Source organism: Halomonas sp. A11-A, assembly GCF_003182195.1.
GTDB classification, from domain to species: domain Bacteria; phylum Pseudomonadota; class Gammaproteobacteria; order Pseudomonadales; family Halomonadaceae; genus Halomonas; species Halomonas alkalicola.
Genome location: NZ_QGTM01000006.1, coordinates 130,274 through 156,774, shown reverse-complemented (window position 1 = coordinate 156,774; position 26,501 = coordinate 130,274). Strand labels below are relative to the sequence as shown.

Sequence of the window (26,501 nt, the reverse complement as noted above, 5' to 3'; positions counted from 1 at the left end):
GGTGCTGGTCCTTGAGGATCCAGGGCGCTTCCAGGCCCAGGCCGAGGGTCAGAATCTGGGTGCCGTCCATGCCATGCCTCCTGTCGTCGTGGAGGTCATATCCTGGCCCAGCTCAGGGGGCGAATTCCACACCCAACGACGAAGAGCCAATAAGCATTGCGCCAAGTCGGCCATACTTCTTTCCGACTTGATTCGCAAGAAATGTGCGCCCCTGATGACGACGAGTACTTGCGTTAGTCATGCGCGGCCAGCGCATGACCGAAACGACCGTATAACGCTTCACTAGCTCCTTAACTTGGGATTTCTGTACGCCACCCTCTTTCCTGGCTTCTATTGCAAAAGACCCGCCAAGACATATCGCAACGTGACCATAAATGCCTCGCGTTGTCGTTTGAATGACCCTATTCATCGTTAACCGCTTGTACTCATCGTCCGTGTAGCAAACCAGCACATCGAGCGGCTTAAGGTGTTTCAGTGGAATCCTCTGTGGAATAGGAGCCAACTGAAGACCTTCGACCAAGTAGTCTTCACCGTTCTCATCAAAGTCAACGCAGAGCCCCATGCCACCCCCTTACTTGGCGCCTAACGCCCAGTGTAACCGGCGCCCGATGAAGCGCAGCGGAATCGGGCATCCGAGTTCACACTGTTGTTAGCTTTGCTTTGACGCCTCAAGATGAACGGTGCTTGGATCAAGTTTTTGAGCCTCGTCAAAGGTGAACGTAATCGGAAGCATTGCGCCTTTTACAACCTCATTACTCGTGAGGTCTGCTTGGCTAAACCGTGGCGACCCAAACTCCCAGTCACTCTCAAACGGTATTGGGAACCGAATAAGTTTAACCGTACTGCTACCTGCCGATATATCGATATCTGACGGAACGATTATTTGATAGGAGAGGTTTCCAAAAGCGACGACACAAAGGCAGTAGGGCACAACATTCAATTCAGCCTTCCTTCTTAGAACCAATACTGTCATTAATCTATTCGGCCGCGGCCCCGGAACAAAGGCCGAAAGCAAAATCTGAGGGTTAATAATCGCAAAGGAGTGGTTTGGGTCCATGATCCATGCGACAGTGCTCTTGAACGCAATTAGTTCTTCTTCTTCTATGACCGAAAGAGCAATTTTGACCAAACACTTGTATACCGCGGTTGGGATATACGGCTCCAGATGAAAATTAGCGGTAAGCTCTTTGCTTTCCACGTCTAGCAACGAGAAGCCGCTATCAACCGGATCAATAACCTTTGCTCCCGCAGCGACGTCAAACTCAAACCGCGAACGTTTATCATTAGTCCTGTAATTCGGGACCTTCTTTTTCCCTTTTATTTGTGCAGCCAACCGAAATGGCTTCGTATACTTGTCAAGATGGTTTTCCAGATTGTTCGATACAAATGTATTGCACACATCGCACTCATTTCTGAGTACCAACTGTTTATTACCTAGAAACTCGGGGACTGCATGGGCAACTGTTCGAAATGTAACATCCGGCTCGCTTTTTCCGCAGAACCTGCACACCTTCTGGCTCGAACCTACGTAAACTTTTGGACCACTGCCCAAGTGATGGCCAGCGATAATGTCGTAGTGTTCCTCAAAGTAGTCCAATCTTTCGTCCAAATTCACAAGTTTCTCCTGACAAGCTAACAGCGTATTAGACAGCACGCTCGTTTATTGACTTGAACGAGCCTGCGTGCTCACAATCCAATCAGCGCAACCTATTCTCAGTTAACCCATTGATTCATGACACCCAAAGGAAGCCTTGGCTACTTGTGTAAATCGCGCTTGCGCGTTTTTCCGGAGCCAATAACACTGTATACACACGGCTAGCAGTGTTTAGAACTTCGATACTGATATCGGCATGGCAACCGCCACGTCTCTATAGGCTCTATCGGCAAGGCGCTGGATATCTTGAGCCCTGTTATTGATTTTCCCAGCACATACTCTATGGCTTACCCAACATCGCCAGCGTATGCTCCCACTGCTATTTCACAGCATCACCCAAAGTTATCAGCAGCTTGTCGTAACGTTCCGGCATCCGATCATCCATGCCGGTGGCCTCGAAGCGGTCGAGGGTGTGTTGGGCCTCATCAATAACGCTTTGCAACTCCGCGACGACCTGCTGGTATTCGGCTTCATTCATAGCACTTGGCAGTCCAGCGTTTGACGTTGGGGTCGCTACTCATCTCGTCCTCCTGATTACTGCACTATAACCTGTGCAGCTATGGAGGGGGCGCTTCAACACTACATTCGGACGGTGTACTAATACGGTCTGAAACAGGAGTTCATTCGCCCCCATACCCCGCAGCAGAACGGAATGGTTGAGCGTCTGATCCGAACGGTAAAAGAGCAGTGTCTCTGGCTTCATAACTTCCAGTCACTGGATGAAGTCAGGCAAACCTTGAGGATGTGGTTCACGTACTACAACGAGCAACGTCCTCATCAAGCGCTGGGGATGAAAGCACCCAGCACAGTGTATCAACAATTAGCGGCCTAGGTGTGCAAGTTTAGCTGGGTCATTACATAGATTTCCATCTGGTTGAAGTAACCCCCTGCAGCTATGCAGGGGGAATTTCACTCACGGGCTGCATTGCAATGTGACTACCGAAAGTCTATAGCTCACTTTTTTTAAAATTATTATTTTATTTTTTCACCTTCTCTTTCCATCAATATTACTTGAATATCTTTTTTGTCACCATACTCCATTATCACTGCATACTCTAATGAATCATTGATTGGGAGCCAGTGATGACTAAGAAGCCGAGTGATTTTAGAGGCATGTTCAAAGCCTTTGTGCAATATCCTAAAACGCTCTTCTTTTGACCCGTACTGATAACTCCTCTTGGCATGAACATAATTAGATGCATCTTTGTAGATGTCAAAAAGCTCATCTTCAGTTAAATAAACACGGTCATCTTTATCATATTTCTCAATCTTGCACCCTCCGTCTTCTGTATTTACTACCTTAACGGGGTAGGGGAAGTAGTTTTGATTTAATCTTTCTAGACTTCTCTTGATTTTATTTAGCTCCCACCCTCTTCTCAAATCAGCATTCAGTTGTTTTTCTGCGGCTTCGCTAGCAATAACACAGCTAAACATTATAACTTCGTTTATTTTCCTTAACTGAAGGTAAAGTAAATCAATATCGATTTCTATCAGTCCGGTAAAAAGCTTTTGTTTGCTATGACATTCCTCCATGGCTTGAATAATGCTCATGCGCTCTTTTATTTCACGCATGTTATTTTTATATCGCTCCATGAGCTCTAACATTCTTTTTTCTTTTTCAGGAGACATACGGAAGCACCTCATGCATATATAAAAACGGGGGCCCTTAGGCCCCCGTCATTACTTACCACTTCAGCCTTTCGGCCAAGCGTGAGGCTAAGCCTCAGATTAACCCAGCAGAGACAGCACGTTCTGCGGGATCTGGTTGGCCTGTGCCAGTACGGAAGTGCCGGCCTGCTGCAGAATCTGCGCGCGGGTCATGTTGGCCACTTCAGAGGCGTAGTCGGCATCTTCGATGCGCGAACGAGCGGCTGCGAGGTTGGTCTCGTTGGTGTTCAGGTTGGTGATAGCGTCTTCGAAGCGGTTCTGCACGGCACCCAGAGCTGAGCGCAGGCTGTCGATCTGGTTCAGAGCAGCATCGAGATCAGCGAGAGGAGTTCCGCTGGTCATTTCGCCAGTATACTCTGTGAGTGCATCAACCGCTTTTGCATCACCAGTATCGACGCTACCGATAGCAGAGGCCAAAACGAAAATATCATCCCCATCGCTATTGGTTACCTGCACAACCTCATTACCGTCATTTGAATAGCGAATCTGAAGATCATTTGCAGGAGTGGCACCATCAGGGGCGGTAGCAATCACCGCAGTAGTACTAGTGCTCAGATTGAATGCTGTTGCAGCACTGCCAGCAGTATTAGCCTCTGCTGCCTTGAACAGGTTGCCATCAGCGTCTTTAATAACGAAGTCACCTGTCCCGGTTCCGTCATCATTAAGAACTTCGTGCAGCGTACCTCCGGTAGTCGTTATTGCAACTGACGGATCTGCCGTGTTATGGGTGATTTCATCACTAAGGTTTACTTTGTTAACACTGAAATTAGTCAAACCCAGCGAGGTGGAGTTGATTTTTTCAAGATTGACAGTGATTGTCTCGCCGTCGTTCGCACCCACTTGGATTTGCAAGCCTTCGTTAGAAGACAGCACCTTTACGCCGTTAAAGCTTGTTTCGCCAGAGATACGGTCGATTTCACTCAATCGCTGAGTAATTTCGTCCTGAATGGACTGCAGGTCATCGGCCGAGTTGGTGCCGTTCTGAGCCTGAACGCTCAGCTCGCGAACACGCTGCAGGTTATCGTTGACCTGATTCAGCGCACCTTCAGCAGTCTGGGCAACAGAGATACCGTCGTTGGCGTTCCTTTGTGCTTGTGCCAGACCGGTGATCTGAGCGGTCATGCGGTTGGCGATGGCCTGACCGGCCGCATCATCCTTGGCGCTGTTGATGCGCAGGCCGGAGGAGAGACGCTCCATGGAGGTCTGCAGGGCGTTCTGGGACTTGTTCAGATTGGACTGGCCAATCATGGAAGTGATGTTGGTATTGATCACGGACATGTGATGTTCCTTCCTAACGTGGGGGGCTCCATTGGCGGGCCCGCTGCGATTGGTCTTTCAAGGCCCAGCGGGCCTGCCACAACGGCGCCGGTGGCCGTTACTCTCTATAACGGCGGCCCCGGGGAAACCTTTAGGCCCGTGGCGAAATAATTTGTGACATTTGCCTTGACAGTGCGTAACAAAAGGTAAATCTGGCCTGTAGATAACCCGGAAAGGCCAGCGCCCGGCGGAGCCGGGCGCTGCGGGGAAGGAGGGACTGGTGATGAAGGGGCTGGAAAGCCGAAGAGCCGCCCTGGCCGTTCCCGCTTCAGTTGCCGGCAGCCAGCTGCCGGCCAACCAGGCGCAAGGCTATTCCACCTGGATATCATGATGTCTAAAGCAATCAATTTTCTGCTAAAATAGACATCATGATGCCCCACGATGGATTCATTGATGCGCCTCTCTCTCCTCACCGCCAGCGACACCCAGCACGATCTTGCCAAGGCCGTGCGCCGCCGCCGACGCGAGCTGAAGCTTTCGCGTAGCGCCTTGGCAGAGCGCAGCGGGGTACCGGCCCCAACGATCAAGCGGTTTGAAACCACCGGGCAGATTTCCCTGCGCCAGTTCCTGCTGCTGTGGCAGTGCGTGGATCGACTGGAGCGAATCGCGGCGCTGGCGGCGCCAACGCCTGAGGCGCCACGCAGCATCGAAGAGGTGCTCCGCGATGAGTGAGTTCACGCCCGTGCGGCAGCTGGAGGTGTGGCGCACCCTCGGCGACGGCCGCCAGATTTTCGTGGGCCGGCTGGCGCAGAATCGCCAGGGCGTGTTCTTCCAGTATGACGACGCCTATTGCCAGGCCTTCCACAACCTCGCGCCGTTTCAGCTGGCCTTCGACACCCGGCTGCAGGCCGCCCCTCGCTCCCCGCACCGGGGGCTGCATGGTCTCTTCGCCGACTCGCTGCCGGACGGCTGGGGCATGATGCTGATGGACCGCCTGTTTCGCCAGCACGGCATTTCACCCCATGACGTGACGCCGATGGATCGGCTGGCCTTTGTGGGCGAGCACGGCATGGGGGCCTTGCGCTACTACCCGGTATCGGCGCTTGGCGCCGACAGCGACGCCGCCCCCGAGTGCAGCCTGGGCGAGCTGGGCGAACAGGCCCGCCGGCTCTTCGAGGGCCAGACCGACACCGTACTGGCCACCCTGGCACAGGCCGGCAGCTCGGGCGGTGCGCGCCCCAAAGTGCAGGTGTATCTCTCCCCGGAGACTCCCGACCGGGCCAGCACCCACCCCCGCACAGGGCTGGAACCCTGGCTGGTCAAGTTCACCTCCGGCACGCTGGCACTGGGGCATGAAGAAGGGCTATGCGAGGCTGCCTATCTGACTCTTGCCCAGCGTAGCGGCATCGAAACGCCGAGCTGGAAGCTGATCACGCCGCCCGAAGGTTCCCCGGCGCTTGGGTGGCTGGCACTGCGGCGCTTCGACTGCAGCGCCAGCTCCAGCGAACGGGGCCGGTATCACATGAGCAGCGCCTGCGCACTGCTGGATGCCGATTTTCGCCTCCCCTCTCTGGATTACGAGGATCTGATCAAGGCCGGCCAAGTGCTCTGCGCCAGCCCTGCCGTCGGCAGGCAGCTGTTTCGTCGCGCCCTCTTCAACCTGTTCGCCTGCAACCAGGACGATCACAGCAAGAACTGGGCGTTCCTGCTGGACGATGAAGGCCAATGGCGCCCCTCGCCCGGCTACGACCTGACCTTCAGCCCGAGCCCCTATGGTGAACACGCCACGGCGTTCAAGGGGTATGGCAAGGCCCCGCCGCTCAAGGCCGTTCAGGCGCTGGCCGATCAGGCCGGTTTCGCGCGCTGGCGCGAGGCAAGAGAAACGATCGAGGAGGTCGTGACGGCGATCAGCGGCTGGAGCTCAACCGCCAAGGCGCTTGGCGTCAGCGCCGGGGTGCGCCGTGAAATACAGCAGCGGCTGAACGCCACTCTCGAGGAGAACCGCCCGCTCTGGCGCGGCTGAGGGGCGGAGCACGCCCGCCCTGGCCACCGGCGCCAAGGCGGGTGCCTGGATCACGGCGCCGCTACCGCTTCCTGGGGTTGCCCAGGTCCGCCAGCATATCGAACTGCTGGGTGAGGTAGGCGCTGGTCTGGTTCATCTGGGCGATCATCGAATCCAGCTGGCCGAACTGCACCCGGTAGCGGTCGATGGTGCGCTCGATGGAGACCTCCATGCGCGTATAGCGCTCGCCGATGCTCTTGACCCGACTCTCCGCGCCGCTGATGGAGCGCTTGACGATGCCGTTGCCATCCAGCAGCTGGCCCAGGGTGCTATTGAGGCTGCCGGCGAGGCCGCCCTTGCTGTCGGCGCCGGCGAAGAACTCGCCCAGGGCGGCCATGTTGCCGCTGGTGAGCTCGTTGAGCTTGGCGTCGTCGAGCTTGAGGGTGCCGTCGCGCTGCAGGCTGATGCCCACCTGGCTGAGCATGCGCAGCTCTCCTTCACCTGTTCCACCGGAGAGCACGCTGCGCAGGCGCGCCTCGATGGTGCGCACGGCGCTGTCGCCGTTGAGCTCGCCGGCCTGGCCGGTCTCGGCATTGAAGGAGGTGAGCTTGCCGATGGTGCCCTTGAGCTCGTTGAACGCCTTTACAAAGCCCTGCACCGCCTCGCGGGCCTTGAGGGTGTCCTGCTCCACCCGCAGGGTGATGGGCTGCCCTGCCTCGGTGGTCTGTTCCAGGTTCAGGGTCACGCCCTGGATAGCGCCCTCCACCTTATTGGTGGCGCTGGTGATGTCGATGCCGTTGACGTTGATGCTGGCGTCGCGGCCTACGCGCAGGGTATCGGCATCCGCCTCAAGAGTGGCACTGCCGAACGCGAGGCCAGTCAGCGAGGCGTCGGCGCCGGTCTCCTTGCTCGCCAGCGCCAGGCGGTAGCCATTGCCGTCGTTGACGATCGACGCTGACACACCGGCCTTCTCGTCGGCGTTGATGGCGTCCCGCAGGTCCTCGAGAGACCAGCCCGCCTCGATCTGGATCTCCACGCTGCGCAGCGGCGCGGCGGAATCATCCAGCTCGCCGTCGGCATCGAAGGTGGCGCCGAAGTTCAGCGTCAGGGTATCGGCCGCGGTGAACAGCTCGCCATCCCGCGTGGTGGCCGCCGTGGTGGCCAGGGTGCCGGCGGTGGCCAGCTGAGCCACCTCTACGTTGTAGCTACCGGGCTGGGCCGCCTTGCTGGTGGTGGCGGTGAAGGCGTCGCCGCGCACGTTGGCCGAGAGGCTCTGGTAGAGCGAGGCGTCGTTGAGCTTGGCGACGCTGTCCTGGAAGGTGGAAAGCGAGCTCTGCAGCTGGCCGTAGGCGGAGATCTTCGCCTGCTGCTGCTCCTGCTGGCGCTTGATGGGCTCCAGCTTGCCGCGCTCGGCATCGCGCAGCTGATCGAGAAGACCGGAAAGGTCCAGGCCAGAGCCAACGCCAAGGGCCGTGATGGTTGACATGGAAGTTCCTCAGTAGGCGCGCGGAGCGCGGGTGCCCATAGGGGCTTTAGCCTGTTATCGGCAGGCGCCCGAGGAACTTTAGCATGTCATAGGTGACGGATCAGTCCCGGCCCAGCTGGGCATCCATGGCGGCGAACTGCTGGGTCAGGTAATCGCTGGTCTGGTTCATCTGGGCGATCATGCCGTCGAGCTGACCGAACTGCACCCGGTAGCGCTCGATGGTCTGGGCAATGCCCTGCTCCATGCGCACGTAGCGCTGGTTGAGGCTCTCGACGCGGCTTTCGGCGCCGCCGATGGCGTTGGTGAGCGCGCCGTTGCTGCCCAGCAGTTGGCCGCTGGTCTCCGCCAGGCGCCCGGCCATGCCCGGGGCATCCTCGCCGCCGGCGAAGAAACGCTCCACGGCACCCATGTCGTTGGCGATGGCCATGTCGAGCTCGGCGCTATCCAGGCTCAGGGTGCCGTCCAGGGAGAGCGAGATGCCAAGCTCGCTGAGCATGGCCAGCTCGCCCTGGGCGGGGTCCCCCACCATGCTGCTGAGATCGCTGCGCAGCCGCGATTCGATGGTGCGCACGGCGCTGTCGCCCAGCAGCTCACCGGCCCGGCCGGAGTCGGCATCGAAGGCGGTCAGCTCGCCGATGGTGCCCTTGAGGGCGTTGTAGGCCTCCACGAAACCGCTCACCGCTTCGCGCACCGCCAGGGTGTCCTGCTCCACGCCGAGGGTGGCACTGCCCGGCTGCTGCAGGTCCAGGGTGACCCCCTGAATGGCACCTTCCACCTGGTTGGTGGGGCTTGTGATGCCGATGCCGTTGACGCTGAAGGCGGCATCGCGGCCTGGCTGGACCACCAGGCCTTCGTCGGGGTCTTCGGCATCGCTGACGATCACGCCATCGGCAAAGAAGCCATCTTCGAAGGTCATGCCGGTGACGGAGGCCGCCTCGCCGGTCTCGTTGGACATCAGCGCCAGGCGGTAGCCCTCGCCGTCGTTGACCAGGCTGGCCGAGACGTTGGCACTCTCATGGGCGTTGATGGCGTCGCGCACCTCCTCGAGGGTGCTGCCGGCCGCCACGCTGATGTGGATGGCATCGGGCTTTCCGTCCGGGGCATTGCCAAACGCCAGGGTCAGAGTCGAGTCGCTATCGGTCAGGGCCTCGTCGAGCTCAACGTCGATCCGCTGGCTGGCCAGGCTGCCGGCGCTGGCGAGCTGTTCCACCTCCAGCTGGTACTGGCCAGGGGCGGCATCGGCGTCGGCGGCGGCCTGCAGGGCGTCGCCATTCACATTGGCGGAGAGGCTCTGGAAGAGCTCGGAGCTTGCCAGCCGCCCCACCGCGCCCTCGAAGGCGGCCAGCGCCCCCTGCAGCTCGCCGTAGGCGGAGATCCTCACCTGCTGGGATTCGATCTGGCGCTCCACGGGCTCGAGCTTGCCGCGCTCCGCCTCGTTGAGCTGATCCAGGAGCCCGTTGAGGTCGAGCCCGGAACCGATGCCGAGGGCTGAAATACTCGCCATAACACACTGCCTTATTGCCGGTGAATTTGCCTCCTGGGGAAGGGGATCGGCGGGGGAAGCGAGAACTTTAGGGTTGGTGGTCTCGCGACCTGGCGAGCCAGGCGTCAAGCTGCCGCTGGGAGAGGCCCATGCCGGCAATGCGATGGGGCGCCAGGACGCGCAGATCCTCGTGAAGGTGGCGCAGGAAGTGTTCACGATCCTGCTCGGGAACGGTGAGACAGCGCGCCTGAATCCGTGCCTCCATGTCTGGCCCCGTGAGCAGTTCGGCCACGATCTCGGCGATGATCTGGCGGCGGAGCTTGCGGTATTTCACCCGCAGCGGATCGAAGCCGACGGCTTCGGCCGCTACGTCATAGTCGCGGCAGGAGCACAGGTAGGTCCAGACATAGAGCTCTGCCAGAGGCGAGACGTCGTTGAACTCGTAGGCCACCAGAATGGCCGCGTGGTAGTCGCCGGGCTCGACATCGTGAAAGGAGAGCGGCACTAGATTGTGGCGCACCAGTGGCAGGTTGGCGGCCAGGCGCGCCGTGCGCTTGTTCACGTCCACGAAGGGCTGAAGGTAGGCCAAGTGCACCAGCAGGAAAAAGCTCTGCTCATAGGGGTCACGAATGGCTCGTGCTTTCTCGACCAGCCGCTCCAGGCGCGGCAGCAGTTGATGGCGGCGCTCCAGAGGCAGGTAGCGCGACCCACCGATTCTCACCCCTTCATCACGCAGCTCGCCGGCCATGCCCGGCGCGACCAGACCATCAGCCAGCAGGTAGTGAAGCGACTGGATGTTGCTGACAGAAATCTCCAGTCGGTTGATCCCTTCGACGAGGAACTGGATCGCATCGCGGTGATTGAGAATCATCGCCTGCTCGGCATCGAGCTTGTCATCGGCGGCAACGCCCTCCAGCAACAGCCGCTCGGTTTCCGCCAGGGAGTAGGTATTACCCTCCAACCTTGAGGAGTTGTAGGAGAGGTCTACCAGCAGTCGATTGTAAATGCGCCTGGCGAAGGTACCGGCTGGCATGACACCTGCAAAACGGCTACCGCTGGAAGAGAGCGTTTCGCGCTGCGATTCGCTCAGATAGAAACTCTGGTTGGGAACGTAGGCCTCGACCCACTCATCCCGATAGGTGCTGGCCGGGCGCTGGAAAATCGGCACATCGAGGCGCCGCAGCGCGGCCCGCGCCCGTTCGCTCAAGGGCTCGGCTGGCACCGGGAGCGCCACAGCGCTACTACTGCCCCCCACCTCCCTGGCCCCGTCGGATATCACTCGGTACTGGCGGTTACGCTGGCCTCCACGGCTCACCAACACCCCCTGCTCGACCCACGCCTTGAGCCAGCGCCGTAGGGTACGAGGCGCAAGGTCGCTCCCCTGGGCAACGAGAATCTCACTCAAGGAAAGCCACTCACCTCGTGCCGAGAGGTAGTCGAGAACAGCCCGGCGGATGGATTCATGCTCTGTCATACAACAGCTCCAGGGGCGGATCGGTGTTCTTATCGGCCACTTATCGGCCACTTATCGGCCAGCATAGCGCTTTGAGGCCTTTATTGGCCACTTGCCGGCCATTTATCGGGCAAATTCTCAGTTGCCGGCCACTTATCAGCCACGTTTCGACGACCGAGCTCGTAACCTCCGTTCGGGAGCCACTTCCACCTTTGGGAGGGGAACTGCGTGCCGGCGGCAACTGGCGCCCTCTGGCTCCGGCAGGCATCAATGTGGTCACCGGCATCACGGCCCCGGCGCCGCTCACCACCCGCGACGGCCGCTACCGCCAGACGGCCCACGCCACCTTCGATGGCCAGACGCTCTCGCTCTGTCGTAGCGAGCACGAGCTCGATCGCTCGGGGGCCGACTGCGCCCGGCTGGTCGGCACCCAGCGGGACTTCGCTCGAGGCCTTGCCGGCCGCGTGGAGACCGAACGCTTCGTGCGCGGGACACTGCGCTGCGACCTGCCGCTCCGGACGCGGTGAGTCCCCTCCTGTGACTGCTCCCCGCTCTAACCGCTGACGCGCCACGGGCGAGCGCACTGCCCGCTTACCTCCCCGCCCGAGCCGATTCACACCAGCCTACGAAGAACCCAACGTTAGGCAGGCAGCGTCTCCACCTCGAAGGCGACGATCTGCCGCCGCTCGCGGGAGAACTCCACGCCGATCATATGGATCGGCTTGCCCTGGCCGCGGTACTTGTCGGCGTAGCCTTTTGCCTTTAGCTGCGCGAGGGCGCTGCCGTCGGGCAGCTGCTCCACCACCTTGAACTCGAACAGGTAGAGGCGGCCGAAGGCATCCACGGTCATATCTACCCGGCCATGGTGGCTGGCGTCTTCCACGGTAACGCTCACGCCCAGGGCGGCAAAGTGGCTGTAGAAGACGCTGGCGTAGTGCCCTTCGTATTTCGCGATAGGGTTGTTGCGGTACCAGTCATGGGGCAGGCCGGCGTAGAGGGCCTTGAAATAGGTCTCCAGGCCCGGCATGTCGGCGGCCTTGAGCAGGGCCGGCAGCCGTAACATCAGCTCGTCCAGGGCATCGTTGCCCAGACCCAGCACAGGCAGCAGCGCCTCGTTGAGGCTGCTTTCCACCTCCTGGTTGGGAAAGCCCAGGCGGTAAATGGGGCGGTGGGGAATGTCTTCGCGCACGCCGTGCAGCGTCAGATAGCCGGTCTGGAAGAGCAGCGCCTCGGTGGCAATATCGTCGACATCGAAGCGGCCCAGCAGCGCGGGCCGGCTGTGCCAGGCCGTGAGCGCCGGGGTAAACACGCCGCGGGCCTTGAGCAGCTCGACCAGAAAGGTCGGCGTGGCGCTCTCGAACCAGTAGGCGCCGAACTGGCGCTTCTGGAACAGCAGCAGCACGTCGAAGGGGTTGTAGACCGATGTCACCTCCTCCCCGCCCCAGCGGTAGCCGTTGTACCAGTGGCGGATCGCCTCACGCTCCAGCCCCGGGAGCTCCGGGGCGAATACCGTGTCGATATCCTCGTCGGTGTAGCCGCAGATCGTGGCAAAGGGGGCATCGAGGGTGATGTCGTTGAGGTTGTTGAGCCCGGAGAAGAGGCTCACCTTGCTGAACTTGGAGACCCCGGTGAGCAGCACGAAGGCCAGGTGCAGGTCGGCATCCTTGAGCACGCTGTAGAGGTTCTTGAGCCCGTCACGCAGCTCCCGGGCGGCTTCAGGTTCGAGAAGGTTGTCGAGGATCGGCTTGTCGTACTCATCGATCAGCACCACCACCCGCTGACCGTGACGCTCGTGGGCCAGCCGGATCAGCTGGGAGAAATCGTTGGCGATCAGCTCAGGCGGCGCCGTTTCGATGCCCAGCCGCTCGCGGTGCTGCAGCAGCTGATAACGAATGTGGGCGTCCAGCTCGTCGCGGCGACGCATCACGCCATCCGCAAAGCTGATGCGAATCACCGGATGCTGCACCTGCCAGTCCCACTTGTCGTGGATATCGAGCCCCTGAAACAAGGCCTCGCGCCCTTCGAACAGGCAGCGCAGGGTGTCGAGCAGCAGGCTCTTGCCGAAGCGCCGCGGCCGGGAGAGGAAGTAGTAGCCGCCCTCTTCCACCAGCCGATGGAGCATTGGCGTCTTGTCGACGTAGTAGTAGCCACCCTCGCGCAGCTTGTCGAAGGCTTGAATACCGATGGGCAGTTTCTGGCGGGTGACTTGCGACATATCCCCTCCCGTGCCTGGATAGGACGCCGGCAGAAACGATTCTTCGCCCATCCCCCAACGGAAAACGGCGTCGCTGCCAGCCTTTGCCGGCCATCATAGCCCAGGAGGCGCTCTTGTTGGCCCCCTGCCGGCCAGCTAGCGGCCATCGGCGCTGCTCTAGGGTAGCAGTTAGTCACGTGGCGCCTGCGGTGGTGCGGCCACCTGGCCTCCCAGCCTGAAGCCGCCCACCGTCTCGGCTAGGCGGTCGGCCTGTTCCTTGAGGTGCTCGGCGGCGGTGGTGGACTCTTCCACCAGGGCGGCGTTCTGCTGGGTGGCGCGGTCGAGCTCGGCCACGGCGACGTTGACCTGGCCGATGCCGTCGCGCTGCTCGCCCACGGCCACGTTGATCTCGCCCAGCACGCTGGCCACGCGCTGCACGCTCTCGACCAGCTCGCCCATGCTCGCGCCGGCCCGATTCACCAGGGCGGTGCCGTCGGCGACCCGGGCGCCAGAGGCCTCGATCAGGCCGCGGATCTCCCGGGAGGCGTCGGCGGAGCGGGTGGCGAGCTTGCGCACCTCGCCGGCGACTACCGCGAAGCCGCGACCCTGTTCACCGGCCCGGGCCGCCTCCACCGAGGCGTTGAGCGCCAGCAGGTTAGTCTGGAAGGCGAGGTCATCCATCAGCTTGACGATCTCGCCAATGCGCGCCGAGGAGGCGCTGATCTCGTCCATGGTGGCCACCACCTGGCTGACCACCTCGCCGCCCTGGCTGGCCTGTTCGGCCGCCGCCTGGGAGAGCCGGCTCGCCTCCCGGGCGGCGTCGGCGGTCTGGGCCACGGTGCTGGTGATCTCCTCGATGGACGCGGAGGATTGCTGCAGGCTGGAGGCGGCGCTCTCGGTGCGCCGTGAGAGGTCCTGGCCGCCGGTGGTGATCTCCCCCGCGGCCACCCTTACCTCCTGGCTGGCGTCACGAATGGTCAGCATCACCGCCTGCATGCGCTCCACGAACTGGTTGAAGGCACCGGCGATCTGGGCCACCTCGTCGCGCCCCTGCGCGGGCAGGCGCTGGGTCAGGTCGGCCTCGCCGCTGGCGATCTCCGCCATGGCATCACGAACGCCCAGCAATCGGCGGAAGATCACCCTGAGCAGGGCACCGAGCAGCACGGCGGTGGCCAGCGCCACCAGCAGCAGGGTGGTCAGCGACGACGCCAGCACGCCGCGCAGGCCGGCGGTGGCGTCGTGGCCATCCAGAGCGACCACCAGCTGCCAGTCGGTGCCGGCAATGGGCTGGCTCAGCAGGCGTCGCTCGCGGCCGGCCAGATTCACCATCAGAGGGTCGCTTGCGGCACCAAGGGCCGCCAGGGTCTCGCCGCTCAGGGCTTCGTTGAGCCGGCTGACCGGCTCAAGGCTGAGGTCGGGGTCGGGATGGGCCACAAGCGTGCCGTCGGCGGCCACCAGGAAGGCCAGGCTGTTGGGCGTGGGCGCGATACCGCGCACAATCTCGACCACGCTGTCGATGCCGACATCGCCGCCGGCCACGGCCTGCAGGCGACCATCGCTCAGCAAGGGGACGGCCATGGTAACGACCAGCCCGCCGGTCACGGCGTCCACATAGGGGGCGGTGACGATGGCCGCTCCGGCCTCCACCGCCTGCCGGTACCAGGGGCGCTGGCGGGGGTCGAAGTCGGCGGGAGGCTGCCAGCCGTCGTGGAAGTGGGTCTCGCCGCTCTGCGGGTCGGCCAGATAGGTGGCCTGGAAGTCGCCGGCCCGTTGTAGCAGCTGCAGCGCCGGCAGGGGGTCGGACTCAAGAGCCGTGTCGGGCAGGGCCTCGAGCGTCGCGGCGCGAGACTGGACCCATTCGGCGATGGCCTGGCCGTTGCCCTGGGCCACGGCCGCCAGGTTGCTGGCCACCTGGTCGTCGTTGTGAGACTTGACGGTGAAGTAGCTGGCGGCGGTATTGATCGCCAGCGCCAAGACCACCACCACCAGGGTGGCGATCAGCAAGCGGTGTCGCAGGGAAGTGGGCATTGTCGCTCTCTCGGATAAGGAGGTAAGCCCCAGGCGCGGGTGCCACGCCGGGGGCTGCTGGAGAGATATCGTCCACTGGAAGGAAGACTTGAGGGGCTTTTTAGCTGCCCTACCCCACCAGTGCAGCCGTCTCGCGCAGTTTGTTGCGCCTCTGCCTACAAGCCTACAGGGTCGCGCCGCCCGGCCGGCGGGTGGAGGCACTGGGGCCTGTGCTAGACTTGCCATGCATCTTGGGAGGCAAGACGAATGCGGATCAGCGAGCAGGAGCACCACATCATCGTTGACGTACTGAAGCGCCACTTCGGTGAAAGTGCCGCTGTATGGCTGTTTGGCTCGCGGGCCGACGACAACGCTCGGGGCGGCGATATCGATTTGATGGTGGAGACACCGCTTCAGAGCGCCGACGAGATTGTCGAGGCCAAACTTGATGCGCTGGTGGAACTGCATCAGCGCCTGGGCGACCAGAAGATCGACCTGGTGATCAAGCGGCCCGGGGGCTGCCAGCTGCCGATCCACCGGGTAGCGCGGGAAAGCGGAATACCACTTTAAAAAGGTACTTCGCAAACCGCAGATTTACGCATCCCTCGAAACTCCCAGGGTTTCCAGCAGCCCGCTGCGCAGATGCGCCAGAAGCGCCGGATCGGCGCCGCTCAGATGCTCGGCCTCTCGCCACCACACTTCGGCGTGATGGGGCGAGTCCGGCAGTCGCCGCCACTGGGCAAGCAGCAGCGCGGCGCGCAGGGTATGGGCACCGGCCGGCATCTGAGCGAGGCAAGGCAGCGCCTCATCATCCTGCATCCAAGTGAACGGGTCGTGCTCTTCTGGCAGCTGGGCAGCGGCTACCCAGCCGGCCACCTCGGTCCCCAGCGCCGCCTCCAGCGCCTCGGGCGGCAGGCGCTCCACCTCCTCCATCAGCAGCAGCGCCTCGGCGGCCACCCCCATGGCATCGGAGGCGCCGGACTCAGCGAGCAGGCACCGGGCTTCCTGGCCGATGGCGTCGAGGTCGTCGCGGCTCTCACCGGGGCCCACCATCTCGAACATGCAGTCGCGGCGCCTCGCCTCTGCGGCGGCATAGCAGTGCGCCTTGAGCCTCTCGAGCGCAATATCGAGCTGTAGCACCTTACCCACGCGCCTCCCACACCTGCCCCGTGACATTACGCGCCCGCTGCCCTCTTCCCCTGAGCTGAAGAACGAAGCTCATGGCATCCTTAAGCGCCACCGCGGCGCCGCCATAATCTTCACCGATAAGCGCCTGCGGGTCGAAAAGCTGCAGCGCCTCGGCCAGGGTTTCAATGGGAACGTCGCGTTCGAGGAAGTCATCGTGCTCCAGCCGCGACATGGCGGCGAGAATCGCGCAGTCGATCAGGGAAGCATCCAGCCAGTAGGTCGCCGCAGAGTAGCCAATGCACCAGCGCAGCCGCGACTCCTCCAGGCACACTTCCATAGTGGTGGTGTGCTCACCGACAAAGCAGCTGCCCAGCAGCACGCCATCGATATGGTAGCGCCGGGACTTGTCCGCCACACGACTGAGCAGCTTGAGGATGTCCACACCTGCCACGCGCTTCTGGTGGCCATGGGCTGCAATATAGACAATCCGGCTTTCCAGCTCGCCCTTGCAGAGGCAGTCAAGGGCAATTTGAAAGCTGCGCTCGTCGTAGAAGTTAGCGTAGTGCACCTCGGTGTCACCGGTGAGCTTCGCAACGCCCTCGATGAAGGGGATTACGCTGCTGCGATTGGCATCCTTGTCATCCAGCTCCCAAGGCGACTCCAGCACCAGAATGGCGCGACTGGCGTGATATTTGCTCATGCAATTTCCTTACTGTTTGGCCATCGCCTTTAACGGCAGGACGAGGTGGCAACACCACCGATTAGTGTCATATCGGCAACGTCTCTAGCAGCTTAAGGCTCAGCCTCCGCTGCCCACGCCCCGCCTTCAACTCTTAAAACTCCTCCCACTCCGGCTCGGCCTGCGCCTGGCGCTGCGCTGGGGCCCTGGAACCGGAGGCGGGGGCCTGGAGCGAGGGGCGATTAGTCACGGGTGCCGCCGGTGCCGCCGCAGCGGCTGCCGGGGCAAAGGGCGCCGCCGGGGATACGCCCTCCTGGCCTGCCTCGAACTTGAAGGTGCCGACCACCTGGGCCAGGCGCTGAGCTTCGTCCTTGAGGTTGGCCGAAGCGGTGGACGTCTGCTCCACCAGTGAGGCGTTCTGCTGGGTCACGGCATCCATCTGGGAGACGGCAGTGCCCACCTGCTCGACGCCGGACTGCTGCTCCTGGGCGGCGAGCGCCAGCTCGTCGATCATCGCCGCCACCTGGCGCACCGACTCCACCACGCCGCGGATCTTCTCACCGCTGCGGCCCGCCTGCTGAGAGCCCTCGCTGATGCGCTGGGTCACCTCCTCGATCATGGTGCGAATCTGACGGGAGGAGTCCGCCGTGCGGCTGGCCAGGATACGCACCTCGCTTGCCACCACCGCAAAGCCCTTGCCGTGCTCGCCGGCCCGGGCCGCCTCCACCGAGGCGTTGAGCGCCAGGATATTGGTCTGGAAGGCGATACCGTCGATCACCCCGATGATCTCGGCGATCTGGCGCGAACTCTCCTCCATGCCCTGCATCAGCTCGACGCTGGCTTCGACCTCCTTGATGCCCACCTCGGCGCGCTCGGCGGCGGTGCGGGAGATCTCGTTAGCCTGAGAGGCCGTGTCGGTATTCTGGCGCACGGTCGAGGCGATCTGCTCCATGCTGGAGGCGGTCTCCTGCAGGGCGGAAGCCTGCTCCTCGGTCCGCGAGGCCAGGTCCTGGCTACCCTCGGCGATCTGGGTCGCCCCGGTGGCCACGCTGTCGCTGCTGGCGTGCAGGGTGGTGACGATACCGCGCAGCCGCGCCTGCATATCGCCCAGGGCGGAGAAGAGCTGGCCGATCTCGTTGCGGCTGCCGCGGCGAATCGTGCCGGTCAGATCCCCGCCAGCGATGCGTTCGCAGTGGGAGACGGTCTCGCGCAGCGGGGCCACTACCTGACGGTTGATCATCAGCATCACCAGGGCGGCCACCAACAGGGCGAGCACCAACAGGGCGATGGAAATCCACTGCATGCGTTCGCCGGCTGCTGCCGCACCCGCATAGCGCATATCGGCACGGGCCTCGGAGAAATTCATGAATTCGCGCATCACCTCGGCGAAGCGCCCCCCTGCCTCGGTGACCTGCTGACGATAGGCGAAGATGCCGTCCAGCTCACCGCCGAGGATCGCGGCCTTGAAGCCGGGGCTCACCAGTTCGGCATAGGCGGCGTTGACCTCATCCACCAGCCGGGCGCGCTCGGGGGAGGGGCCGAGTGTAATGCCGCGAAAGGCCTCCATGCGAGCCTCAGCACGCTCCATGGCCTCCCCTGCCAGGGCGATCTCCCGTGCCGCCGCGGCATCCTGCCCCTGGCGAGCAAACTCACCAAAGCGCACGATGTGGGCCCGCATCTCGGCGACGTTCACGTCGGCCCGGTTGGCATGATTGGCCTGGGCCAGGTTGACGCGCACCAGGTCATTCAGGGCCGCTCTGGTGACTGCTCCCCGCCCTAACGGGCGAGGCTTCCCACTTCTCAGGCAGCCGCCGGCGATGTGCCGGACTTACGCAAGCCTCCATGGGCAGAGACGGACAGCCCTTCCGCCTTCAACTGGATGATGCCTTGCTGCTTGATGTTCCGCGCCGCATTGATGTCCCGGTCATGCTGTGTGTGGCAGGCCGGGCACTCCCACGACCGGACGTTCAACGGCATGGCGCCCCTCTTGTGCTGGCAGGCATGGCAAGTCTTGGAGCTTGCGAACCACTGGTCGATCTTGACCAGATGCTTGCCCTGCTCCTTGGCCTTGTATTCCAGTTTGGCGATCAAGGCGTGCCATGATGCGTCGCCGATGTGCTTGGCGAGCTTGTCATTTTTCATCATGTTTTTGACCTTCAGCGTCTCGACGATCACCGCTTGGTTGTCGTCAACGATCTGCCGAGACAGTTTGTGCTGGAGGTCGTTGCGGGCGTTGGCCACCCGCTCGTGAGCCTTGGCGACGAGCAATCGGGCCTTGCTCCGGTTGGCGCTGCCCTTCTTCGTGCGGGACAGCGCCTGCTGCTTGCGCTTGAGATTCTTCTGCGCCTGCTTGAGGAATCTCGGATTGGCGAACTTACGGCCGGCGGAGTCGATAGCGAGGTGCGACAGCCCCATATCCAGGCCCACGACCTTGGCGGCGTCAATGTCCTTCAGCGGTGCCGGGGCGGCCTGCTCTGTTTCAAACAGCAAGGAGGCATAGTGCTTGCCGGTGACGGTGCGGGTCAGGGTGATGCTTTTCAGTCGGCCCTCGACCTTCCGATGCACCCTGGCCCTGATCGGCCCGAGCTTGGGCACCTTGATCCAGTTGTCGCCGGCCCTGACGCCGACGCAGTGATAGCTGGACTGCTTGCCCCGCTTGCTCTTGAAGCGCGGGTAGCCGCCCTTCTGCTTGGGATCGAAGAAGCGCTGGAAGGCATGATCGAGGTTCAGGCACGCCTGCTGGAGGGCCATGGAGTCTGCCTCCTTCAGCCACCCATACTTGCGGGACTTCTTGGCGACAGGAAGTAGCTTCTTGAGGTCGTGCTTGGCGCTCAACGACTGGCCGTGACGCCGGTAGCGATGGGACATGACGCGAAGGCCGGTATTGTAGCAGAAACGCACCGCGCCGAACTGGCGGTTCAGGAAATCCGCCTGTTCGGTCGTGGGATAGATGCGTATCTTGATGGCCTTCAGCATGTCAGTGCTCCCTGCTACAATGCCTATAAATTAAGGTCTCAAACGGAGAAAAGCAAGTGAGTGTGCAGGGAAACTACCGGCGTGGCAGGCACAGCGTCACGCGGCTGGTTGTCCATCTCGTCTTTACGACGAAATATCGGCGCAAGGTGTTCGACGGTTACATGATCGGGCAGTTGCGTGAGGCGTTTGAGTCGGCCTGCGAAAAGCTCGATTGCCACGTTCTTGAGTTCGATGGGGAAGAGGATCACGTCCACCTACTGGTGGAATATCCGCCGAAGCTGTCAATCAGCGTACTGGTGAACAACTTGAAATCCACCTCATCCCGTCGGGTGCGTTTCTTGAACACCCATATTCCACGCTTGAGCAATAGCGCTGCGCTGTGGTCCCGGTCGTATTTTGCCTGTAGTGCAGGCGGCGCCACTATCGAAATGCTTAAAGCCTATGTTCAGGGGCAGAAGACGCCAGAATAGGGCCGCTTGCGCGGCCACCGCTTACCTCCCCGCCCGAGTGGGCGAGGGTTCACGCGGATTTTGCTGACTCCCTGTGCCTGAAAGCTGAGCACGCTGATGCCGAGAATCAGCGCCAGCATGGCACCGAAGGCCATCAGCAGGCTGGCACGAATCGAAAGATGACGCATGGGGGGACTCCTTCACGGGCTTGACTGCGGCACGCCACCGCATCGGTTCATGAAAGAGTCTTATCGGTCGCAAGGCCAATAACTTTAATCGCGACAGGCGTCTACAGATCCGAGATAGCGCCGCTGGAAGGTCTCGGCGTCTACCGGCCTGCCGGTCAGGTAGCCCTGGATCAGGGTGACCGGGTAGCGGGCGAGCGCTTCGAGCTGCGCTTCGGTCTCCACCCCTTCGGCCACCACCCGCAGCCCCAGCTCCTGAGCCAGGCCGGTAACGGCCGCGACAATGGCGGCGCTGCCGCGGCGCTCACTCGCGTCGTCGACGGCTAGGCGCTGCACGAAGCTCCGATCCACCTTGAGGGTGGTCAGCGGCAGGTCCTGCAGGTAGCTGAGCGACGAGTAGCCGGTGCCGAAGTCGTCGATGGCGATACGGCAGCCCAGCTCTCGCAGGTCACTCAGCACGGCCACAGCCTCCTGCTGGCGGTCGAGCAGCACGCTTTCGGTGAGCTCGAAGCCGATCTGCCCCGGCGGCAGCTCGAAGCGCTCGAAGAGCTGGCGGATCTCTTCGACCAGGCTGCGCTGCCAGAACTGGCTGGAAGAGAGGTTGATGGCGACCCGGGGCGGGTTGAGCCCTGCCTGGCGCCATTCCCTGAGCTGCCCGGCCACCTCCTCCATGACCCAGCGCCCGAGCGGAATGATCAGCCCGGAACGCTCCGCGATGGGGATCAGAACCCCTGGCGAGACATCGCCGAACTCGGGATGCGCCCAGCGCACCAGGGCCTCGGCACCCTCCACCTCGCCGGAATCACGGCTCACCAGTGGCTGGTAGTGAACGGCTAACCCCTCGCCGCTCTCCACGGTGTCGCGCAGGGCGCTCTCCAGCGCCAGCAGGCGGCTATCGTGGTCGTTCATCTCGGCGCGGAACAGCCGGTAGGTGTTGCGCCCCTCGCGCTTGGCACGGTACATGGCGGTGTCGGCGCTGCGCACCAGGGCATCCGCGGTGGTGCCATCCTCCGGATAGAGGCTGATGCCGAGGCTGCAGCCGATGCGAAAGGTGTTGCCAAGGACCTCGAAAGGCTGGGCCACGGCGTCGATCAGCCGGCGGGCCACAAGCGTCACCTCTTCCAGGCTGTTCAGCTCCGGCAGCAGGGCGAGAAACTCATCGCCGCCGAGGCGGGCCAGGGTGTCGTCCTCGCGCAGCCGCGCCTGCAGACGCTGGGCCACCTGTAGCAGCAGCTCGTCGCCCACGGCGTGGCCCAAGGTATCGTTGACCTGCTTGAAATGGTCCAGGTCGATGAAGATCACCGCCAGCCCCTGCCCCTGGCGATGGGCGTGGCGAATGGCCAGCTCCAGGCGGTCCTCCAGCAGGCGGCGGTTGGGCAGGCGTGTCAGGGGGTCGTAGTAGGCCAGCCGGCGCACCCGCTCCTCGTTCTCGCGGATCAGGGTGATGTCGGTGAAGAGCGCGGCATAGTGGGTCACCTCGCCGCCGTCATCGGTGACGGCGGTGATGGTCAGCCGCTCCAGGTAGAGCGCCCCGCCCTTGCGCCGGTTCCAGATCTCCCCCCGCCAGTAGCCGTGGGCGTCGAGCTCCTGCCACATCTGCCGGTAGAAGCTGGCATCGTGACGCCCGGAGGAGAGCAGCGCCGGCGTGCGCCCGACCGCTTCCTCTACGCTATAGCCGGTGACCTGACAGAAGGCCGGGTTGACGTACTCGATGACGCCGTTGGGGTTGGTGATGATGATCCCCTCCAGGGAGGCATCGATCACCCGCTCGGCCATCTGCAGGTTCTGGCGAGAGAGCGCCAAGGCCTGGTCGCGCTGCTCCAGGGCGCGGCGCAGGTCCTCCACGTAGAGCCGCTCGGCGCCGGCCAGCATGTCGCGGAACCCCAGCAGGCCGACGACCTGGCCGTGGCCGTCGACCACCGCCAGGTGACGCAGCCGCAGGTCGATCAGGCGGTCGCGGGCGTGGATCAGGGTGTCTTCGTGTCCCACGGTGACCAGCGGGCGACTGGCCAGCGCGACCACCGGGGTGTTGCCCGGGTAGCGGGCGATGAAGCGCACCATGTCGCGCTCGGTGATGATGCCTAGTTCGCCTGCGGCGTTCGCCTCTACCACGGCAGCATCGCAATGCTCACGCATGGCCGCGGCAGCCTCGGCAAGCAGCAGGTGGCCCGACAGCACCAGCGGGCGGTGGCTAAGCACGCTGCTGACCTCGCGCAGGCGCAGGTAGGGCTCGATGCCCTGATTCACGGCGAGATCGGTCTGCGTCACCATGCCGAGGGGCTCGCCGCTGTCGCCCACCACCAGCAGATGACGACGGCCCGCGCTGTCCATGGCGATCAGCGCCTCGCCTACCGGCGTCGCGCGGTGCACCCCATTCACCGGCATGCTCATGACCTCGGCAATGGGGCGCCGCATGGCGGAGAGGTCGGCAAAATCAACGGCCAAGGCATCGCGCTCGGTCCAGATACCCACCGGCTTGCCGCCCTCCATCACCACGATAGAGCTGCAGCGCCGTTCGGCCATGCGGGCAGCGGCCTCACTGAGCGGCGTGTCGGGGTCACAGGTGAGAAGCGCACGCTGCATGATGCGCTCGATGGGCAGTTCCTGGCTCATGGGCTTCCGTGGGTCAAGGGGCGATATTGATCAAGTAAACGGATCAGTGTATCTCGGCCGACCCACAAACATCTTGAGCCGGATCAACCTGATGCGCTCATCTGCATCGAGAGCACCCGCCACTCGTGTCGATGCGGCCACTCCGCCAGCCAGTCCGGCAGGGCATCGGCGGGCATGGGGCGGGCGATCCCATAGCCCTGGGCGAGGCAACACCCCAGCTTCACCAGGGCGCGAGCATGAGCGAGGGTCTCTACCCCCTCGGCCAGCATGGGGCGCTTGAAGCGATTGGCCATGAAGATGACGCTCTCGACGATGGCGAGGTCGTCGGGGTCGCTGAGCATGTCGCGCACGAAGCTCTGGTCGATCTTGATCAGGTCCACCGGGAGCTGGCGCAGGTGGGTCAGCGAGGAGAAGCCGGTGCCGAAGTCGTCGATGGCGAAGTCGATGCCCATGGCCTGGCAGCGGCGCATGGTGGCCAGCGCCTGCTGGACGTCATGGATGGCGGTGCTCTCGAGGATCTCCAGCTTGAGCCGGCTTGGCGATACATTGGGGTAGCGCGCCAGCAGCGCTTCGAGGCCGGCCACGAAGGTGTCGCTCAGAAGATGTGGGGGGCTGATGTTGACGTGCACGGGCAGGTCGATGCCAATGCCCTGCCACTCGGTGATTTGCTTAAGGGCGGCCTCGAGCACCCATTCGCCGAGCTCCTGTTCCAGGTGGGAGCCAGTGACCACCGAGAGGAAGGCGCCCGGCGCCAGCAGCCCGTCCTCGGGGTGCTGCCAGCGAACCAGGGCCTCGACGCCCACCACGCTGCCATCGAACAGGTCGACCTGGGGCTGGTAGTGGAGACGCAGCTCGCCCAGCTCGAGCCCTTCTGCCAGCCGGGTGCGCCGCTCCTGGCGCACCTGCAGCTCGCGGTCCTGATTGGGGTCGAAGCGGTGGAAGGTGTTGCGTCCACGCTGCTTGGCCCGATACATGGCCTGGGTGGCATGGCGCAGCAGCACGTCGCCCTCGACGCTGTCGTCGGGAAAGCAGGTGACCCCGAGGCTGGCGGTCAGGCGCACGCTGTGGCCCTGCAGCACCAGGGGCTTCTCGATGGCCTCCAGCAGCTGCTGATAGAGGGCATCGCCCGAGACGCCGTGGAGCAGCAGCACGAACTCGTCACCCCCCACCCGGGCGACCACGTCGTCGCCGCCCATCAGGTGGGTGATGCGCTTGGCAAAGGTGGCCAGCAGCAGGTCACCGAGCTGGCGGCCTAGCTGGTCGTTGTGGTGCTTGAAGTGGTCGATATCCAGGGCGCACACGGCCAGCTGTCCATCCGAGTGCCGGGCATGCCGGATCGACTCCTCGATCAGCTGTGTGACCAGTTGCTGATTGGGCAGCCCGGTCAGGCTGTCGAAGTAGACCTCACGGGTCGAGCTTGGCACGCCCCCCGGCACCGCCAGGCAGGCCAGGTCCGTCAGCACCAGCACCTGATAGGGCTCGCGGCTGGGCTCTCGCACCCGGCGCGCGGAGAGCAGGCCGGGGCGCTCATGGCCACGGGCATCGCGCCAGTGCACCTCGGCACGCGCCCGGCCGCCATTTTCCAGCTCCGCCAGAAAGCGCGGCCTGTCAATATGCCAGCGGCCCTCAAGCCCCGCCGCCTCGAGGGTTTCGCCGATCAGCGCATCCAGCGGCTTGCCGGTCAGCTCCATGAAACGCGGGTTGGCCGCCACGATGCAGTGGTGCTTATCGGTCACCAGGATCGCCTCGTCGGCATGCTGAAAGCCGGATTCGGCGTAGCGGGCGGGAAACGCCAGGGGGTTGATGGAAGAGAAGGAGTTCATCACGGCATCTCTTCCCCATGCGCTGACTCGCCGTTGCCCCCTGGTTCTGCGTCCACCACCACGCTGTTGCGTCCGGCATTCTTGGCGCGGTAGAGCGCAGTGTCCACGCGGCGCAGCAGCGCCTCGGGCCCTTCACCGGGACGGAGAGCACTGATACCGATGCTGACGGTGATCGAAATCCCGTGCAGGCGCTGCTCGGCAACCTGAGCCCGCAGCCGGTCGGCGAAGGTGGCTGCCCCCTTGAGGGGTGTGCCGGGGAGCAGGATAGCGAACTCCTCACCGCCCCAGCGCGCCAGCAGGTCGCTGCTGCGCAGGCTGGTGCTCAGCCGCTTGGCCACGCTCTGGAGAACACGGTCGCCGACGTCGTGACCATGGCGATCATTGACGGCCTTGAAGTGGTCGATATCGAGCAGCAGCAGGGACAGGGGCTGACCATCGTGCTCGGCTTCCTGCATCGCCTGACGCAGCGCGGTATCGAAGGCGCGGCGGTTGTAGGCGCCGGTGAGGTGATCACGCGAGGCCTGGCGCTCCAGCTCCTGTTCCATGCGCTTTCGCTCGCTGATGTTGTGGAACACCGCCACGTAGTTGCGCACCTGCCCCTGGTCGTCGAGCACCGCGGTGATCGACTGCCAGAGGGGATACACCTCGCCGAAGCGGTTGCGGTTCCATATCTCGCCCTGCCAGTGACCAGTGGTCTCGAGCGACTCCCAGAGGCGGTCGTAGAAGGCCTTGTCATGGCGCCCGGACTTGAACAGCCGGGGCGTCTGGCCGACGACCTCCTCGGCCTGGTAGCCGGTGATATCCACGAACGCCTGGTTGACCTTCTCGATGCGCATCTCGGCATCGGTGATCAGGGTCGCCTGGCCGGTCTCGAAGACCATGGCCAGTAACCGCAGCTCGTTCTGCTGACGGCGCTGCTTGGTGACATCCTCCTGAACGGCCACGAAGTTGACCAGCTCGCCCGCGGCGTTGCGCACCGGGGTAATCACCTGCTTCGCCCAGTAGATTTCGCCATTGCCGCGTCGATTCTTCAGCACCCCCTCCCAGACGCAGCCATTCGTGATGGCGCCCCAGAGCTCGCGATAGATCTCAGCGGGAGTCTCACCAGACTGCACCAGGGCGGGCGTGCGGCCGAGCAGGTCACTCAGGGAATAGCCGGAGATCTGCTGATAGCAGCGATTGGCATACAGGATGCGTCCGTTGAGATCGGTGATGGCGATGGCGACGGGGCTCTGCTCGACCGCCACGTGCAGCTGGCGGCAGAAGACCTCAGGCGAGGCCGGCTCGAAAGTCACGGCGCCTGCCGGCAGGGAGAGCGCCTCTTCGATGGCAGCATCACGGCCCGCCAGACCATCCGGGGAGTGGCATGGGTTACACATGAAGAATGTCCTTGTTCTTATCGCGAAGGATAATAACAGCGTATCGCAGCGCAGCACGAGAGACG

The 26,501-nt window shown here is 62.9% G+C and carries 24 protein-coding genes; 6 read left to right on the top strand and 18 right to left on the bottom strand.

Going from position 1 to position 26,501, the window contains the following annotated elements; all coding sequences use genetic code 11:
• Positions 1–112: 112 nt before the first annotated feature.
• The 3 genes from DER72_RS16015 to DER72_RS16145 form a co-directional block, all read right to left on the bottom strand.
• The gene (locus tag DER72_RS16015) at positions 113–562 is read right to left on the bottom strand and encodes a hypothetical protein (protein WP_146209040.1); all 450 of its coding nucleotides are present in this window, start codon (positions 560–562) and stop codon (positions 113–115) included.
• Positions 563–649: 87 nt separating this feature from the next.
• Positions 650–1,615: an HNH endonuclease gene (locus tag DER72_RS07020; RefSeq protein ID WP_181395619.1), complete on the bottom strand. Its 966-nt coding sequence runs from the start codon at positions 1,613–1,615 to the stop codon at positions 650–652.
• Positions 1,616–1,973: 358 nt separating this feature from the next.
• Complete coding sequence (locus DER72_RS16145; protein WP_181395618.1) at positions 1,974–2,132, bottom strand: hypothetical protein; 159 nt, start codon at positions 2,130–2,132, stop codon at positions 1,974–1,976.
• 129 nt (positions 2,133–2,261) lie between these two features.
• Here DER72_RS16145 and DER72_RS16655 point away from each other — a divergent pair, with 129 nt between their 5' ends.
• The gene (locus DER72_RS16655; protein ID WP_110069290.1) at positions 2,262–2,486 is read left to right on the top strand and encodes an integrase core domain-containing protein; all 225 of its coding nucleotides are present in this window, start codon (positions 2,262–2,264) and stop codon (positions 2,484–2,486) included.
• 140 nt (positions 2,487–2,626) lie between these two features.
• Here DER72_RS16655 and DER72_RS16010 read toward each other — a convergent pair whose 3' ends face one another.
• Together DER72_RS16010 and DER72_RS07010 are read right to left on the bottom strand one after the other, a co-directional pair.
• Positions 2,627–3,283, bottom strand: coding sequence for a hypothetical protein (locus DER72_RS16010; protein ID WP_146209039.1), 657 nt, complete (start codon positions 3,281–3,283; stop codon positions 2,627–2,629).
• A 99-nt stretch (positions 3,284–3,382) separates the two neighbouring features.
• On the bottom strand, positions 3,383–4,600 hold the full coding sequence (locus tag DER72_RS07010) for a FliC/FljB family flagellin (RefSeq protein WP_110069289.1): 1,218 nt from the start codon (positions 4,598–4,600) through the stop codon (positions 3,383–3,385).
• Positions 4,601–5,032: 432 nt separating this feature from the next.
• On the opposite strand from DER72_RS07010, the gene DER72_RS07005 reads away from it, so the two are divergent.
• Both DER72_RS07005 and DER72_RS07000 read left to right on the top strand, forming a co-directional pair.
• A complete protein-coding gene (locus tag DER72_RS07005) occupies positions 5,033–5,311 on the top strand; it encodes a helix-turn-helix transcriptional regulator (protein WP_110069288.1) in 279 nt (92 codons plus the stop codon).
• On the top strand, positions 5,304–6,602 hold the full coding sequence (locus DER72_RS07000; RefSeq protein ID WP_110069287.1) for a type II toxin-antitoxin system HipA family toxin: 1,299 nt from the start codon (positions 5,304–5,306) through the stop codon (positions 6,600–6,602). The genes DER72_RS07005 and DER72_RS07000 overlap by 8 nt, the downstream gene beginning before the upstream one ends.
• Before the next feature lie 61 nt (positions 6,603–6,663).
• On the opposite strand, the gene fliD (DER72_RS06995) is transcribed toward DER72_RS07000, so the two are convergent.
• The 3 genes from fliD (DER72_RS06995) to DER72_RS06985 all read right to left on the bottom strand — a co-directional run bounded on the left by fliD (DER72_RS06995) (position 6,664) and on the right by DER72_RS06985 (position 10,955).
• Positions 6,664–8,067 (bottom strand): flagellar filament capping protein FliD, encoded by a 1,404-nt coding sequence (fliD, locus tag DER72_RS06995; protein WP_110069286.1) that lies wholly within the window; start codon positions 8,065–8,067, stop codon positions 6,664–6,666.
• Positions 8,068–8,167: 100 nt separating this feature from the next.
• The gene (gene fliD, locus DER72_RS06990; RefSeq protein WP_110069285.1) at positions 8,168–9,571 is read right to left on the bottom strand and encodes a flagellar filament capping protein FliD; all 1,404 of its coding nucleotides are present in this window, start codon (positions 9,569–9,571) and stop codon (positions 8,168–8,170) included.
• 67 nt (positions 9,572–9,638) lie between these two features.
• Entirely contained in the window at positions 9,639–10,955 is a 1,317-nt protein-coding gene (locus DER72_RS06985; protein WP_181395617.1) for a Fic family protein, read from the bottom strand.
• 260 nt (positions 10,956–11,215) lie between these two features.
• On the opposite strand from DER72_RS06985, the gene DER72_RS06980 reads away from it, so the two are divergent.
• Positions 11,216–11,530, top strand: coding sequence for a hypothetical protein (locus DER72_RS06980; RefSeq protein WP_110069283.1), 315 nt, complete (start codon positions 11,216–11,218; stop codon positions 11,528–11,530).
• A gap of 113 nt (positions 11,531–11,643) precedes the next feature.
• Here DER72_RS06980 and DER72_RS06975 read toward each other — a convergent pair whose 3' ends face one another.
• Both DER72_RS06975 and DER72_RS06970 read right to left on the bottom strand, forming a co-directional pair.
• The gene (locus tag DER72_RS06975) at positions 11,644–13,218 is read right to left on the bottom strand and encodes an ATP-binding protein (RefSeq protein WP_110069282.1); all 1,575 of its coding nucleotides are present in this window, start codon (positions 13,216–13,218) and stop codon (positions 11,644–11,646) included.
• Positions 13,219–13,386: 168 nt separating this feature from the next.
• Complete coding sequence (locus tag DER72_RS06970) at positions 13,387–15,225, bottom strand: methyl-accepting chemotaxis protein (protein ID WP_110069281.1); 1,839 nt, start codon at positions 15,223–15,225, stop codon at positions 13,387–13,389.
• Between the two features lie 246 nt (positions 15,226–15,471).
• Here DER72_RS06970 and DER72_RS06965 point away from each other — a divergent pair, with 246 nt between their 5' ends.
• A complete protein-coding gene (locus tag DER72_RS06965) occupies positions 15,472–15,774 on the top strand; it encodes a nucleotidyltransferase domain-containing protein (protein ID WP_110069280.1) in 303 nt (100 codons plus the stop codon).
• A gap of 24 nt (positions 15,775–15,798) precedes the next feature.
• On the opposite strand, the gene DER72_RS16140 is transcribed toward DER72_RS06965, so the two are convergent.
• The 4 genes from DER72_RS16140 to DER72_RS06945 all read right to left on the bottom strand — a co-directional run bounded on the left by DER72_RS16140 (position 15,799) and on the right by DER72_RS06945 (position 19,987).
• Positions 15,799–16,353: a hypothetical protein gene (locus DER72_RS16140; protein WP_181395616.1), complete on the bottom strand. Its 555-nt coding sequence runs from the start codon at positions 16,351–16,353 to the stop codon at positions 15,799–15,801.
• Positions 16,346–17,032, bottom strand: coding sequence for a hypothetical protein (locus tag DER72_RS06955; protein WP_110069279.1), 687 nt, complete (start codon positions 17,030–17,032; stop codon positions 16,346–16,348). The genes DER72_RS16140 and DER72_RS06955 overlap by 8 nt, the downstream gene beginning before the upstream one ends.
• A gap of 133 nt (positions 17,033–17,165) precedes the next feature.
• Positions 17,166–18,761, bottom strand: coding sequence for a methyl-accepting chemotaxis protein (locus tag DER72_RS06950; RefSeq protein ID WP_258306233.1), 1,596 nt, complete (start codon positions 18,759–18,761; stop codon positions 17,166–17,168).
• A 50-nt stretch (positions 18,762–18,811) separates the two neighbouring features.
• The gene (locus tag DER72_RS06945) at positions 18,812–19,987 is read right to left on the bottom strand and encodes an RNA-guided endonuclease TnpB family protein (protein ID WP_110069277.1); all 1,176 of its coding nucleotides are present in this window, start codon (positions 19,985–19,987) and stop codon (positions 18,812–18,814) included.
• Between the two features lie 56 nt (positions 19,988–20,043).
• Between DER72_RS06945 and tnpA the strand changes: the two genes are divergently transcribed.
• Complete coding sequence (gene tnpA / locus DER72_RS06940; protein WP_110069276.1) at positions 20,044–20,457, top strand: IS200/IS605 family transposase; 414 nt, start codon at positions 20,044–20,046, stop codon at positions 20,455–20,457.
• Here tnpA and DER72_RS06935 read toward each other — a convergent pair.
• The 4 genes from DER72_RS06935 to DER72_RS06920 form a co-directional block, all read right to left on the bottom strand.
• Positions 20,433–20,624 carry a hypothetical protein gene (locus tag DER72_RS06935; RefSeq protein ID WP_110069275.1) on the bottom strand — a complete coding sequence of 64 codons (192 nt, stop codon included), beginning with the start codon at positions 20,622–20,624 and terminating at the stop codon, positions 20,433–20,435. The two genes, tnpA and DER72_RS06935, sit on opposite strands and share 25 nt — an antisense overlap.
• A gap of 84 nt (positions 20,625–20,708) precedes the next feature.
• Positions 20,709–23,234: an EAL domain-containing protein gene (locus DER72_RS06930; RefSeq protein WP_110069274.1), complete on the bottom strand. Its 2,526-nt coding sequence runs from the start codon at positions 23,232–23,234 to the stop codon at positions 20,709–20,711.
• An 83-nt stretch (positions 23,235–23,317) separates the two neighbouring features.
• A complete protein-coding gene (locus tag DER72_RS06925; protein ID WP_110069273.1) occupies positions 23,318–25,057 on the bottom strand; it encodes a bifunctional diguanylate cyclase/phosphodiesterase in 1,740 nt (579 codons plus the stop codon).
• The gene (locus DER72_RS06920) at positions 25,057–26,436 is read right to left on the bottom strand and encodes a diguanylate cyclase (protein WP_110069272.1); all 1,380 of its coding nucleotides are present in this window, start codon (positions 26,434–26,436) and stop codon (positions 25,057–25,059) included. Before DER72_RS06920 ends, DER72_RS06925 begins: the two co-directional genes overlap by 1 nt.
• Positions 26,437–26,501 lie beyond the last annotated feature (65 nt).